This is a genomic window from Streptomyces sp. NPDC048523 (assembly GCF_043199815.1).
Classification (GTDB): domain Bacteria; phylum Actinomycetota; class Actinomycetes; order Streptomycetales; family Streptomycetaceae; genus Streptomyces.
The window spans coordinates 264,688-277,527 of record NZ_JBICWQ010000007.1 but is presented as its reverse complement, the minus strand read 5'-3'; the positions used below and the strand labels follow the sequence as shown (position 1 = coordinate 277,527).

Sequence of the window (12,840 nt, the reverse complement as noted above, 5' to 3'; positions counted from 1 at the left end):
GGCGCACCCCGGTACGCTTTCGGATATGAGTGCTGTTCCGCGTTCCGAGAAGCCGGTGGGCCGGTTCCGGCGCATGCTCGACCGGCTCTCCTCGTCTCAGGAGGACCTGGAGTCCGAGGAGCTGCGGGAGGACACCGAGACCGCAGGCTGCACTCGGATAGGCGACTGCCACGACCGCCAGATCGTGACCGTTACTGGTACCTTGCGCACGGTCACCCTGCGTCCGCGCGCGGGCGTCCCGGCCCTGGAGGCCGAGCTGTTCGACGGCTCCGCCGCCCTGGACGTGGTGTGGCTCGGCCGGCGGTCCATCGTCGGGATAGAACCGGGGCGCAAGCTGATCGCCTCCGGGCGGATCTCGATGAGCCGGGGCCGCCGGGTGCTGTTCAATCCGAAATACGAACTCCGACCCGTGGGACGGGAGTAGCCGGTGACGTCTCTCGACAAGCCGACCGAAGACACTCAGGCCGACGACGCACGGGCGGTGACCGAGGCCGCCCTGTTCGAGGCGTTCGGCGGCGTCCGGGGCATGGTCGAGACGGTCCTGCCGGGCCTGCTCTTCGTCACGATCTTCACCATCAACAAGGACCTGCACCTGTCGGCGATCGCCGCGCTCGCGGTGTCACTGCTGCTGGTCGTGGTCCGTCTGGTCATGCGGGACACCGTCAAGCACGCCTTCAGCGGTGTCTTCGGCGTCGCCTTCGGTGTCGTCTTCGCGATGATGACGGGCAACGCCAAGAACTTCTATCTCCCGGGCATGCTGTACACCCTGGGCCTGGGGCTGGCGTACATCATCACCACGCTCGCGGGTGTGCCGCTGATGGGGCTCATCCTCGGCCCGGTCTTCAAGGAGAACCTCTCCTGGCGGACCCGCAACCCCGGTCGCAAGAAGGCGTACTCCAAGGCCAGTTACGCCTGGGGCGGCATCCTGCTCGCCAAGTGCGCGATCCTCTTCCCGCTGTACTGGTGGGCCGACACCGCGCAGCTCGGCTGGGTCCTGGTCGCCCTCAAGATCCCGCCCTTCCTGCTCGCCGTGTGGCTCACCTGGGTCTTCCTCGCGAAGGCGCCGGCTCCGATCGACGTGTTCGCGGAGATGGAGGCCGAGGAGAAGGCCGAGGAGGAGCGCAAGGCGGCCGAGGCCGCGGAGCACGGGGACACGGAGGCCGCGGGCGGACGGCACCGGCGCGAGGCGTAGATCGCGGTACTGCCGATACTGCCGGCACTTCTTCTACGACGGCGGAGGGCGCCCTGCGTGTGCAGGGCGCCCTCCGCCGTCGTACCGCCCAAGTGGCTTCCTAAGAGGCTTCTTCGCGGCGGACCGACAGCAGGTCCTCCAGCTGTTCCTCGCGGGCCTGGGCGGCCACGAACAGGAGTTCGTCGCCGGCCTCCAGGGAGTCCTCCCGGGACGGGGTGAGCACGCGGGTGCCGCGGATGATGGTGACCAAGGAGGTGTCCTCGGGCCACTCCACGTCGCCGACCGTCGTGCCGGCCAGGGCCGACTCCTCGGGCAGGGTCAGCTCGACAAGGTTCGCGTCGCCGTGGCTGAAGCGGAGCAGGCGGACCAGGTCGCCGACGCTCACCGCCTCCTCGACCAGGGCGGACATCAGGCGCGGGGTGGAGACGGCGACGTCCACGCCCCAGGACTCGTTGAACAGCCACTCGTTCTTCGGGTTGTTCACCCGGGCGACGACCCGCGGGACGCCGTACTCCGTCTTCGCCAGCAGGGAGACGACCAGGTTGACCTTGTCGTCGCCCGTCGCGGCGATCACGACGTTGCAGCGCTGGAGCGCGGCCTCGTCGAGGGAGGTGATCTCACAGGCGTCGGCGAGCAGCCACTCCGCCTGCGGTACGCGCTCGACCGAGATGGCGGTCGGCGCCTTGTCGATGAGAAGGACCTCGTGGCCGTTCTCCAGCAGTTCGCCCGCGATCGAGCGGCCGACCGCACCGGCACCGGCAATGGCGACCCTCATCAGTGACCGCCCTCCTCTTCGGGGCCCTCGGCGAAGGACGCCTCGACCTTCTCGATGTCGTCCGTGCGCATCATCACGTGGACGAGGTCGCCCTCCTGCAGCACCGTCTGCGAGGTGGGCAGTATGGCCTCGCCGAGGCGGGTCAGGAACGCCACGCGGACGCCCGTCTCCTCCTGCATCCTGCTGATCTTGTGGCCGACCCAGGCGGTCGAGGCGTGCACCTCGGCCAGCTGGACCCCACCGGTGGGATCACGCCACAACGGCTCCGCGCCCGAGGGCAGCAGCCGGCGCAGCATCTGGTCCGCCGTCCAGCGGACCGTGGCCACCGTCGGGATGCCCAGGCGCTGGTAGACCTCGGCGCGCCGGGGGTCGTAGATGCGGGCAGCGACGTTCTCGATGCCGAACATCTCGCGGGCCACGCGCGCGGCGATGATGTTGGAGTTGTCGCCGCTGGAGACCGCGGCGAAGGCGCCGGCCTCCTCGATGCCCGCCTCGCGCAGGGTGTCCTGGTCGAAACCGACCCCGGTGACACGGCGACCGCCGAAACCGGAGCCCAGTCGTCGGAAGGCGGTGGGGTCCTGGTCGATCACGGCGACCGTGTGCCCCTGTTGCTCCAGGGCCTGGGCGAGAGCGGAACCCACTCTCCCGCAGCCCATGATGACGATGTGCACGACCGTCCTTCCGGTGTCAATAAGTACTGCTCAGCCACATCAGGGTCTCAGACCGACGCCCAAGCTACACACGGGCGTAGGACGACGGCACCCCTGTGCACGGTTGCCCCGACTTCGGGCCGGTCAGCGGCGGCTGATGCTGCGGACGCTCGCGAGCGTCAGGATCCCGAGGCCGACGAGGGCTGCCGCGGCGCCGATCAGCTCTGCGGTCGTGTGCATGGAACCTCCGGGAGCAGTAGGGGCGGGGTCCTGTCATATAGGCATGCCGCCCCGCTCACCTGCGCAATCCGTAGCCGGAGGGGGTCCGGATTTCACCCGGAGGGCAGATGCGGGGTGCCGGGTGGTTGTTCTTCCTTTCGAACGCTTACGCTTCTCTGTTGTGTCCAAACTGACCGACGTGCCCAAACGGATCCTCATCGGGCGCGCACTGCGCAGTGACCGGCTCGGGGAAACGCTCCTGCCGAAGCGCATCGCCCTCCCGGTGTTCGCCTCCGACCCGCTGTCCTCCGTGGCGTACGCGCCCGGCGAGGTGCTGCTGGTCCTGTCCATCGCGGGCGTGTCGGCGTACCACTTCAGCCCGTGGATCGCCGTGGCGGTCGTCGTGCTGATGTTCACGGTGGTCGCCTCCTACCGGCAGAACGTGCACGCGTACCCGAGCGGCGGCGGCGACTACGAGGTGGCCAACACCAACCTCGGCCCCAAGGCGGGTCTCACGGTCGCCAGCGCCCTGCTGGTCGACTACGTCCTCACGGTCGCCGTCTCCATCGCCTCGGGCATCGAGAACCTCGGCTCCGCGGTCCCCTTCGTGGTCGAGCACAAGGTGTTCTGCGCGATCGCCGTGATCATCCTGCTCACGCTGATGAACCTGCGTGGCATGAAGGAGTCCGGCTCGCTGTTCGCGATTCCGACGTACGTCTTCGTCACGGGCGTGTTCATCATGATCGCGTGGGGTGCGTTCCGCGGTCTGGTTCTGGGCGACACCATGCGGGCACCGACGGCGGACTACCACATCAAGGCCGAGCACCAGGGCCTGGCCGGATTCGCCCTTGTCTTCCTGTTGCTGCGCGCCTTCTCCTCCGGCTGCGCCGCGCTCACCGGCGTCGAGGCCATCTCCAACGGCGTACCGGCCTTCCGCAAGCCCAAGTCGAAGAATGCGGCGACCACGCTCGCGATGATGGGCCTGCTCGCCGTGACGATGTTCTGCGGGATCATCGTGCTGGCCATGGTCACCAAGGTCCGCATGGCCGAGAACCCGGCCGTCGACCTGATCCACAACGGCGTCGCGCTCGGCGCCGACTACGTCCAGAACCCGGTGATCTCCCAGGTCGCCGAGGCCGTCTTCGGCAAGGGCAGCTTCCTGTTCATCGTGCTGGCCGCGGCCACCGCGCTCGTGCTGTTCCTCGCCGCGAACACCGCCTACAACGGCTTCCCGCTGCTCGGTTCGATCCTCGCCCAGGACCGCTACCTGCCGCGCCAGCTGCACACCCGCGGCGACCGCCTCGCCTTCTCCAACGGCATCGTGCTGCTGGCCGGAGCGGCCGGACTCCTGGTGTGGATCTACGGCGCCGACTCGACCCGGCTGATCCAGCTCTACATCGTCGGCGTGTTCGTGTCGTTCACGCTCAGCCAGACCGGCATGGTCCGGCACTGGAACCGCCACCTGGCCACCGAGAAGGACGCCGCCAAGCGCACCCACATGATCCGCTCCCGCGCGATCAACGCCTTCGGTGCCTTCTTCACCGGGCTCGTCCTGGTCGTCGTCCTGGTCACCAAGTTCACCCACGGCGCCTGGGTGGCCCTGCTCGGCATGTGCATCTTCTACGCGACGATGACGGCGATCCGGAAGCACTACGACCGGGTGTCCGAGGAGATCGCGGCGCCCGAGGGCCCGAGCGACGACAGCCTCCGGCCGTCCCGCGTCCACTCCGTCGTCCTGATCTCCAAGATCCACCGCCCGGCGCTGCGCGCCCTCGCCTACGCCAAGCTGATGCGCTCGGACTCGCTGGAGGCCCTGAGCGTCAACGTCGACCCGGCCGAGACCAAGGCGCTGCGCGCCGAGTGGGAACGGCGCGGGATCGACGTACCGCTGAAGGTGCTGGATTCGCCGTACCGCGAGATCACGCGGCCGATCATCGACTACGTCAAGGGGCTCCGGAAGGAGTCGCCGCGCGACGCGGTGTCCGTGATCATCCCCGAGTACGTCGTCGGCCACTGGTACGAGCATCTGCTGCACAACCAGAGCGCGCTCCGGCTCAAGGGCCGGCTGCTGTTCACGCCGGGGGTCATGGTGACCTCGGTGCCCTATCAGCTGCAGTCCTCGGAGGCGGCGAAGAAGCGCGCTCGCAGGCGGCAGGATTGGAACGCGCCCGGCGCGGTGCGGCGCGGTCCGGCCGAGCAGCGGGCGAAGGAGACGCCGGCGCCGAAGTAGACTGGTGGGCTGTTGTCCTGGTGGGTTGTCGACCCACCGCTTCCCTTGACGTTGTGGAGTCACCCCGCCATGCAGGCAGAACCGAAGAAATCGCTGGTGGGGCTGGAGTTCGAAGTCGAGGTCGGCCCCGTCGCGCACGGCGGGCACTGCATCGCCCGCACGGACGACGGCCAGGTCCTGTTCGTCCGGCACACGCTGCCCGGTGAGCGGATCGTGGCCCGGGTGACGGAGGGCGAGGAGGGAGCGCGTTTCCTGCGCGCGGACGCGGTGTCGATCCTGGAGCCGTCCAAGGACCGCATCGAGGCGCCCTGCCCCTACGCCGGTCCCGGCCGCTGCGGCGGCTGCGACTGGCAGCACGCCAAGCCCGGCGCCCAGCGGCGTCTCAAGGGGGAGGTCGTCGCCGAGCAGCTGAAGCGGCTCGCCGGTCTCACCCCCGAGGAGGCCGGCTGGGACGGCACGGTCATGCCGGCCGAGGGCGACAAGCTGCCGGCGGGCGAGGTGCCCGCCTGGCGCACCCGCGTGCAGTACGCGGTGGACGCCGACGGCAACGCCGGTCTGCGCCGCCACCGTTCGCACGAGGTCGAGCCGATCGAGCACTGCATGATCGCGGCGCCGGGCGTCAGCGAGCTGGGGATCGAGGAGCGCGACTGGTCCGGGATGGCGTCCGTGGAGGCGATCGCGGCGACCGGCTCCCAGGACCGCATGGTCATCCTGGAGCCCCGCCCGGGCGCCCGGCTGCCGCTGGTGGAGCTGGACAAGCCGGTGTCCGTGATGCGCGTCGAGGAGCACGACGGCGGCATCCACCGCGTCCACGGCCGTGCCTTCGTGCGTGAGCGGGCCGACGGCCGCACCCACCGGGTGGGCAGCGGCGGCTTCTGGCAGGTGCACCCGCAGGCGGCCGACACCCTGGTGAAGGCGGTCATGCAGGGCCTGCTGCCGCGCAAGGGCGAGATGGCGCTCGACCTGTACTGCGGTGTGGGCCTGTTCGCGGGGGCGCTGGCGGACCGCCTCGGCGACAAGGGCGCGGTCCTCGGCATCGAGTCCGGCAAGCGCGCGGTCGAGGACGCCCGGCACAACCTCGCCTCCTTCGACCGGGTCCGCATCGAACAGGGCAAGGTGGAGTCGGTGCTGCCGCGCACCGGGATCACGGAGGTCGACCTGATCGTCCTCGACCCGCCGCGGGCGGGGGCCGGCCGTAAGACCGTCGAACACCTGTCGTCCCTGGGCGCGCGGCGCATCGCGTACGTCGCCTGCGACCCGGCGGCGCTGGCGCGGGACCTGGGGTACTTCCGGGACGGGGGGTACCGGGTGCGGATGCTCCGGGTGTTCGATCTGTTTCCGATGACGCATCATGTGGAGTGCGTGGCGATTCTGGAGCCCGCAGCGAAGGGCCTCTGAGCTGCGTATTCTCTCACTCCTGAGGCTGACCGTTGTGTGTGGTTGGGTCTTCCGAACGGCCGGGACGAGGCCGATGAGAGCACCCACGACCAGCAGCACGACGGGCGGTGCGACACGCAGGCGCTGTCCCAGGACGTTCCCGCCAGCACGGCCGCACTCAGGACGAGTTCCTGGTCATCTGGGCGCCGGTCGCAAGGGAGATACGTGGAAAACAGTCTCATTCCCTGAAGCGTGCTGCCTGCCGGCACAGGTGCTTTCCCTGTGTCAGCCCGTTTCGGCCATCGAATTCGTCCTCGACCCTGTCGCTTCCGCGGGCGTCCGCAAAGGGGAGAATTTCATGCGGGGAATTCCTTGTACAGGGGAGAGATCCTTACCCCCTTGCCGTGGACCGGGCGGTGCCACACTGGCGCCATGACCGGCGAAGCGCATCCGAACGAGTTGGGAGAATTCCTGAAGTCGCGTAGGTCCGAGCTGACCCCGCACACCGTCGGTCTGCCCGACACCGGCGGCCGACGCGTGCCAGGACTGCGCAGAGAAGAGGTCGCCGTACTCGCCGCCGTCAGCACCGACCACTACACCCGGCTGGAGCAGGGCCGCGTCCAGCCGTCCGCTTCATTGCTCGCCGCACTCTCCCGAGTCCTGCGCCTGTCCGGCCACCAGCGTGACCGCCTGTTCGAGCTGGCCGGTCGGCACCGGACGCCACACCGTCGGCCGACCGCGCAGAAGGCGCACACCCAATTGCGCCGCCTGCTCGACGATCTCACCGCGAGTCCCGGCGTGGTGATCGGCCGCCGTATGGACATCCTGGCCTGGAATCCACTCGCCGCCGCCCTGTTCACCGACTTCGCGAAGGTGCCGGAGAGCAGGCGGAACTGCGTCCGCATCCTCTTCACCGATCCCTCCATGCGGACCTTGTACGCGGACTGGCGGGCCGTCGCACGCGACTGCGTGGCCCGTCTGTGCGTGGCGGCCGACGAGTACCCCGACGATCCGCGGCTGGCCGGGCTGGTGGGTGAACTCTCCGTGGAGGACAGGGACTTCGGGCAGTGGTGGGGAAGCCGTTACCTACCGTCCCGAGGGGCGGGCGTCGAGAGGTTCCGTCACCCCATCGTGGGTGAACTCGTCCTGGACTGGTCCATCTTGACCTGCGGCGGAGATCCCGATCAGGAGCTCGTCGTCTGGACAGCCGAGCCCGGCACGCCGTCGTACGACGGACTGCGTGCCCTCGCCTCGCGGAGCACAGGTCGGCCTGGCGGGCTCATGACCGGCGGGTCCGACCGGTACGACGGGCCGACCGGTCATGCCGACCCGCGATGAAAAGGCGGTTCCCGGACCGGGGAGAAAAGCCTCCCCCTCACATTCCAGGTGAATGCTGCGATGCTCAATGCTGTGTACACCCAAGAACCTCTGCCCGAACTGGGAGAATTCCTCAAGGTGTGCCGGGCCCGACTCAGCCCGCGGGCCGTCGGCCTTCCCGAGTCGGGGGCACCACGGCGGGTGCCGGGGCTGCGCCGTGAGGAGGTCGCCCGACTCGCCGGGATCAGTCCCCGCGCTTATGCCCGGCTGGAACAGGGGCGCGCCCCGGTGTCGAGACCGGTGCTCGCCATGCTCGCCCGGGTCCTGCACCTCGACGACGACCAGGTCGCCCACTTGTTCGACCTGGCGTCGAAGGGCGACCAGGAACCCCGCCGCCTGTCGGCGCAGAAGGTCCACCCGCAGCTCAGGCGCATCCTGGACGACCTGACGACCACCCCCGCACTCGTCCTCGGCCGCCGCACCGATGTACTCGCCTGGAACCCCCTGGCAGCCGCTCTGCTCACCGACTTCGACAGGATCCCCGTGAAGAAGCGCAACTACGCGCGGCTGCTCTTCACCGACCCCGCCTTCCGGGAGCTCTGCCTCGACTGGAGGACGAACGCCCGGACCTGCGTGGCCCATCTGCGCCTGGAAGCCGTCCGGTATCCGGGCGACCCGGGGCTCGCCGCACTCGTCGGCGAACTGTCTGTTGCCGACGCCGACTTCCGGCAGTGGTGGGCCGGCCGCCAGATGAACGGCCTGCGCATGGGTACCAAGAGGCTGCGGCACCCGATCGTCGGCGACCTCACCCTCGACTGGGACAGTCTGACCTGCGCGGCCGACCCGACCCAGAAGCTGCTGGTCTCGACCGCCGCTCCGAGCAGCCCGTCCCACGACGGGCTGCTCTTCCTGGCGTCGTGGACTGCGGACTCGCACCGGCCCGCGCGGGATGCGACAGCCTGAAGGCCGATGGCCCGGTTCGGGCGCTGTCCCGTGCGGCCAGGGGGCCATCGTGGCGCGCCCGGGAAGTGTGGCCGTCGGCACGCCGTCGTGGGGCCGGGGCCTGGCAAAGTCCGCCGCACGCCCCTGGGATCACGTCATACGACGGACTCGGGCCCGGGGCCCCGGGACGTGCGGTCGTTCCCTGTCCGAGCCCGACAGCTGTGAGGACAACTCCTCGACGAGTTCGACCAGATCCGTCGGCCGGTCGGGTCCCCATCCAGCCTCGCCGAGGTCTCGCGCGCCGCGTCGGTGAGGGTCAGGTCCATGCCCTCGCGGGTGGCCGGACGGCGCTGTTGGATCTCGTCCAGAGCGGCATCATGGCGTGCCCCGAAACGCGGGTGGGGCGCGGCTGGGAGGCGCAGTTCGCGATCAGTCACCACGGCCACTTCGCTCTGTCAATCATCTGTGGCCGGCCCTCTCGTCCGGCGGCGCCCGGATCGTATCCGTCTCCTCCGGCGACCACCACATGTCCGGCATCCGCTCGGACGACGTCCAGCGGGAGCGGGGTTACGACAGGCAGGCGTGCGGGCAGGCCAAGACCGCGAACGCGCTGTTCGCCGTGCACCTGGACAAACTTGCCAAGGACCACGGCGTCCGCGCGCGACCCCGGTTTCTTCAAGACCCCGCAGCAAGGGGCGGCCACACGACGTCGCCGAGCCCGCCCCCGCCGTCCTGCTGCACCCGCTGCACGGCGTCGAGAGCAGCCGTGCCAGCCCCCCACGCGTGCCCCGTATCAGAACGTCAGGACCAGTCGGCCCCGCACACCGCCCGCCGCGAGCAGCCGGTGTGCCTCGGCGGCCTGCTCCGCGGGGAACGTCCTGGCGACCCGGAGGGTGATACGGCCTTCCTCCACCTGCTGCCGAAGCCGGTCCAGCCTGGCGCGCTCCCGGGCGTAGCGGAACACGACGATCGGCGCGTAGACGATGCCGCGTTCGCCGGGACCGTCGTAGCCACGCAGTGTCACCACCCGGCCACCGTCACGCACCGCGCGGGCCGTGAGAGCGCCGAGGGACGCGCCGTCGAGGAGCCCGTCGACGCCCTCCGGGACCTGCGCACGCACCCGGTCCGGATACTCGGCTCCGCGACGAAGGACCACGTCGGCGCCGAGTTCCTTGACGAGGGTCTCGTCCTGCTCCGAGGCGTCGGCCACCACCCGCAGCCCGTCCGCCTTGGCGAGCTGGACGGCGTAACCGCCCACCGCTCCGGCCGCTCCGGTGACGGCGATGCTCTGCCCGGGTTCCAGGCCGAGCGTGTCCAGCGCCAGGCGCGCGGTCAGGCCGTTCATCGGCAGCGACGCGGCCTCCTCGTCGCTTGCGCCCTGGGGAGCGCGCACGACCGACTCCGCCGGTACGACGACACGCTCTGCATAGGCGCCGCGGGCGCCGTCGGCGAGCACGAACGCCATCACGTGGTCACCGACGCCCAGGACGGTGTCCGTACCGGCGCCGATCTGGTCCACGACGCCGGCGGCTTCCATGCCGGGAACGAACGGCGGCCGGGCGTCCGGCGACCGGGCGGGGCCGCTGCGCTGGAGGGCGTCGACCGCGTTGACGGTCGCCGCGTGCACCCGGATGCGCACCTCGCCGGGACCAGCCTCCGGGACGGGCAGGTCGAGGACACGGAGCACCTCCGGCCCGCCGAATTCCGTGAAACCTACTGCCTTCATGCGAAGCACCTCGTCTGACGAGCGGTCGCTGAGGTGTCCGACTCTGGCGTCTCGGGTGCGCCCGGAAAAGGGGAAAGATCTTGGCGGGGATGCCGCCGTAGGGGGGACGCATTTCTCCCCCCGTGCATGACAGGCTCAGGTGGTCGCGTCGGACGCCGTCGGTTTCTGGTCGGCGGTCCAGGAGGCGAGGAGACGCAGCCCGTCGTGGGACGGGGTCCCGGGTTCGGCGTTCCACACGATGATGTGCTGGTCGGGATCGGTGCCGCAGGTGAGCGTGTTCCAGTCGAGCGTCAGCTCGCCCACCACCGGGTGACGCAGCTTCTTGACGCCGTTGCCGCGCATCGCGACGTCGTGTTCGGTCCACCACTGCCGGAACTGCGCGTCACGGGCGGAGAGCTCCTGGACCAGTGCGGTGAGAGGCTGGTCGTCGGGGTAGCGCGCGCTCTCCATGCGCAGCTGGGCGATGGCCAGCCGGGTGACCTCCTCCCAGTCGACGTACAGCTCGCGCATCCAGGGCTCGGTGAACAGCAGCCGGACGAACACGCGCTCGTGCTCGGAGTAGCGCCCGAAATCGGTCCACAGAGCGGCGGCGAGCCGGTTCCAGCCGAGGATGTCGGTGCACCGCCCGATGACGAAGGCCGGGGAGGTCGTGAGGTCGTCCAGCATGCGCTGCAGTTGGGGGTCCACCTGCTGGCGCTCGCGGTACGTGGACGGGCGCCCCCGCTCCTTCGCCGCGAGGTGCACGAGGTAGGTGCGCTGGGCGTCGTTGAGGCGCAGCACCTGGGCGATCTCGTCGAGCAGGGGAGCCGATGCCGGTAGCCGTCCCTGTTCGATCCGGGTGTAGTACTCGGTGCTGATCGCCGCGAGGAGGGCCACTTCCTCACGGCGCAGCCCCTTCACACGCCGCCGATGCCCGCCGCGCAGCCCCACCTCGGACGGGGTGAGCTCGGCACGACGAGCCTTGAGGAACTCACCCAGCTCGTTCAGATGCGGGTTGCGGTTCATGACCTTCAGGGTGGCACAAAGGGCACGTGTTGTGAGGGGGACAGATCCGTCCCCTGTCTGTTCGGCCAGTGGGCGGTGAGCCCGTCGTTCCGCTGCCGCAGCAGAGCACCGCCCGGTTGTCAGCTCAGTGCTTTGACGAGTTCGTGGGCCAGGGGGACGGCCGAGTAGGGGTTCTGGCCGGTGTACAGCGTGCGGTCGACCTGGACGTGCGGGGTGAAGGGGTCGGCCTCTCGGTAGTCCGCCCCGAGATCGCCCACGAGACGGTCCTGCAGCAGCCATTTCGCACGGTCCGCGAGACCGTTCTGCTTCTCCTCGGCATTGGAGAGGCCGGTCAGGCGGTAGCCGGTGAACGGGGACGTCCCGTCGGGGCCGATGGTGGCCAGCAGGGCGGCGGGGCCGTGGCACACCAGGGACACCGGCTTGCCCGAGGCGAGCCACTCGGTGAGCAGCTTGCCGGACTCGGCGTTGTCGGGGAGGTCCTCCATCGGGCCCCAGCCGCCGGAGTAGAAGACGGCCGCGTAGTCGTCGATGTCCACGTCCTCGATGCGCAGCGGGTTCGCCAACTCGGTGGCCTTCCGCAGTGCGGTCCGCATGCGCTCGGCGCCTTCCTCGCCGCCGTTGAAGTCCGGGGTGAGGCTGAGGGCGTCGGCGGTGGGGGGCACGCCGCCGGGGGTCGCCGCGGCGATCTCGTGTCCGGCCTCCTTGAAGACCTGGTACGGGCCGAGGGCTTCCTCGGCCCAGAACCCGGCCGGCTGGCGGGTGCCGTCGGCCAGCGTCCAGTGGTCGGACGCGGTGATCACGAAGAGGATCTTCGCCATGGTTGTCGGTCTCCTGACGAGGGTGTCAGCCCTTGAGGGCTTCCTGGAGGACGTGGCTGTCGGCGGCCTGCCGCATACTCACGGCCTTGCCGTCGCGGACGGTCCACAGGTGGATGAAGCGGACGTCGGCCTTGTTCCCGGTCTTCGTCTCGGCGTGGTAGTGGCCGAACACGAAGACGTGGCCCTCTCCGTCCGCGTAGAACTCCTCGGGCACTGCGCCGAAGGACTCGTAGTTCGGCATCGTCCTGCCGAAGAAGTTCTTCGCCGCGTCGTCCCAGCCGTGGTAGACGCCGCTGTTGGGGAAGCCGGGGGTGATGTCCCAGACGAGGTCCGGCGCCATGACCTCACTCGTCACTTCCGGGGCCATCCCGGATTCGTACACCCGGCGAATGAGGGCGAGATGCGGGGAGTCGGACACGGTTTGCTCCTTGCTGAGGGTGGATCGGTGCGATGGGGAGGGCAGGTGTGATCAGGCGGCGAGGACGGTCTGGCCGGCGCGGAAGATCGCGGCCTGGCGTGCGACGCGACGCCCAGGTGCTCCGCGGTGGCGATGTCCGACGTGTGGACCGCTTCCGGAACGGCGTCGGTC

Annotated in this window: 12 protein-coding genes and 1 pseudogene; 7 read left to right on the top strand and 6 right to left on the bottom strand. The window is 69.8% G+C overall.

Going from position 1 to position 12,840, the window contains the following annotated elements:
- The first annotated feature begins 25 nt into the window (after positions 1 to 25).
- Positions 26 to 424 carry an OB-fold nucleic acid binding domain-containing protein gene (locus tag ACGFWE_RS33355; protein ID WP_037710883.1) on the top strand — a complete coding sequence of 133 codons (399 nt, stop codon included), beginning with the start codon at positions 26 to 28 and terminating at the stop codon, positions 422 to 424.
- A gap of 3 nt (positions 425 to 427) precedes the next feature.
- Positions 428 to 1,192 (top strand): DUF3159 domain-containing protein, encoded by a 765-nt coding sequence (locus tag ACGFWE_RS33350; protein WP_393603773.1) that lies wholly within the window; start codon positions 428 to 430, stop codon positions 1,190 to 1,192.
- 100 nt (positions 1,193 to 1,292) lie between these two features.
- On the opposite strand, the gene ACGFWE_RS33345 is transcribed toward ACGFWE_RS33350, so the two are convergent.
- Positions 1,293 to 1,967: a TrkA family potassium uptake protein gene (locus ACGFWE_RS33345; RefSeq protein ID WP_352382232.1), complete on the bottom strand. Its 675-nt coding sequence runs from the start codon at positions 1,965 to 1,967 to the stop codon at positions 1,293 to 1,295.
- Positions 1,967 to 2,638: a TrkA family potassium uptake protein gene (locus ACGFWE_RS33340; RefSeq protein WP_352382230.1), complete on the bottom strand. Its 672-nt coding sequence runs from the start codon at positions 2,636 to 2,638 to the stop codon at positions 1,967 to 1,969. Before ACGFWE_RS33340 ends, ACGFWE_RS33345 begins: the two co-directional genes overlap by 1 nt.
- Positions 2,639 to 3,017: 379 nt before the next feature.
- Between ACGFWE_RS33340 and ACGFWE_RS33335 the strand changes: the two genes are divergently transcribed.
- The 5 genes and pseudogenes from ACGFWE_RS33335 to ACGFWE_RS33315 form a co-directional block, all read left to right on the top strand.
- Positions 3,018 to 5,066, top strand: a complete 2,049-nt coding sequence (locus tag ACGFWE_RS33335) for an APC family permease (RefSeq protein ID WP_352382229.1) — start codon at positions 3,018 to 3,020, stop codon at positions 5,064 to 5,066.
- 69 nt (positions 5,067 to 5,135) lie between these two features.
- Positions 5,136 to 6,464: a class I SAM-dependent RNA methyltransferase gene (locus ACGFWE_RS33330; RefSeq protein ID WP_352382227.1), complete on the top strand. Its 1,329-nt coding sequence runs from the start codon at positions 5,136 to 5,138 to the stop codon at positions 6,462 to 6,464.
- A gap of 411 nt (positions 6,465 to 6,875) precedes the next feature.
- Positions 6,876 to 7,781 carry a helix-turn-helix domain-containing protein gene (locus ACGFWE_RS33325; RefSeq protein WP_393603770.1) on the top strand — a complete coding sequence of 302 codons (906 nt, stop codon included), beginning with the start codon at positions 6,876 to 6,878 and terminating at the stop codon, positions 7,779 to 7,781.
- 60 nt (positions 7,782 to 7,841) lie between these two features.
- The gene (locus ACGFWE_RS33320) at positions 7,842 to 8,723 is read left to right on the top strand and encodes a helix-turn-helix domain-containing protein (RefSeq protein ID WP_393603768.1); all 882 of its coding nucleotides are present in this window, start codon (positions 7,842 to 7,844) and stop codon (positions 8,721 to 8,723) included.
- Between the two features lie 308 nt (positions 8,724 to 9,031).
- Positions 9,032 to 9,363, top strand: a pseudogene (locus ACGFWE_RS33315) (oxidoreductase); the annotation flags it as partial.
- A 132-nt stretch (positions 9,364 to 9,495) separates the two neighbouring features.
- Here the strand turns inward: ACGFWE_RS33315 and ACGFWE_RS33310 are convergent.
- From ACGFWE_RS33310 to ACGFWE_RS33295, 4 genes are all read right to left on the bottom strand, one after another.
- Positions 9,496 to 10,428, bottom strand: coding sequence for an NADP-dependent oxidoreductase (locus tag ACGFWE_RS33310; RefSeq protein WP_393603766.1), 933 nt, complete (start codon positions 10,426 to 10,428; stop codon positions 9,496 to 9,498).
- Between the two features lie 135 nt (positions 10,429 to 10,563).
- Positions 10,564 to 11,433: a helix-turn-helix domain-containing protein gene (locus tag ACGFWE_RS33305; RefSeq protein ID WP_393603764.1), complete on the bottom strand. Its 870-nt coding sequence runs from the start codon at positions 11,431 to 11,433 to the stop codon at positions 10,564 to 10,566.
- A gap of 119 nt (positions 11,434 to 11,552) precedes the next feature.
- On the bottom strand, positions 11,553 to 12,251 hold the full coding sequence (locus tag ACGFWE_RS33300; protein WP_393603762.1) for a type 1 glutamine amidotransferase domain-containing protein: 699 nt from the start codon (positions 12,249 to 12,251) through the stop codon (positions 11,553 to 11,555).
- A 25-nt stretch (positions 12,252 to 12,276) separates the two neighbouring features.
- Positions 12,277 to 12,669 (bottom strand): nuclear transport factor 2 family protein, encoded by a 393-nt coding sequence (locus ACGFWE_RS33295; protein ID WP_352382216.1) that lies wholly within the window; start codon positions 12,667 to 12,669, stop codon positions 12,277 to 12,279.
- Between the last annotated feature and the right edge of the window lie 171 nt (positions 12,670 to 12,840).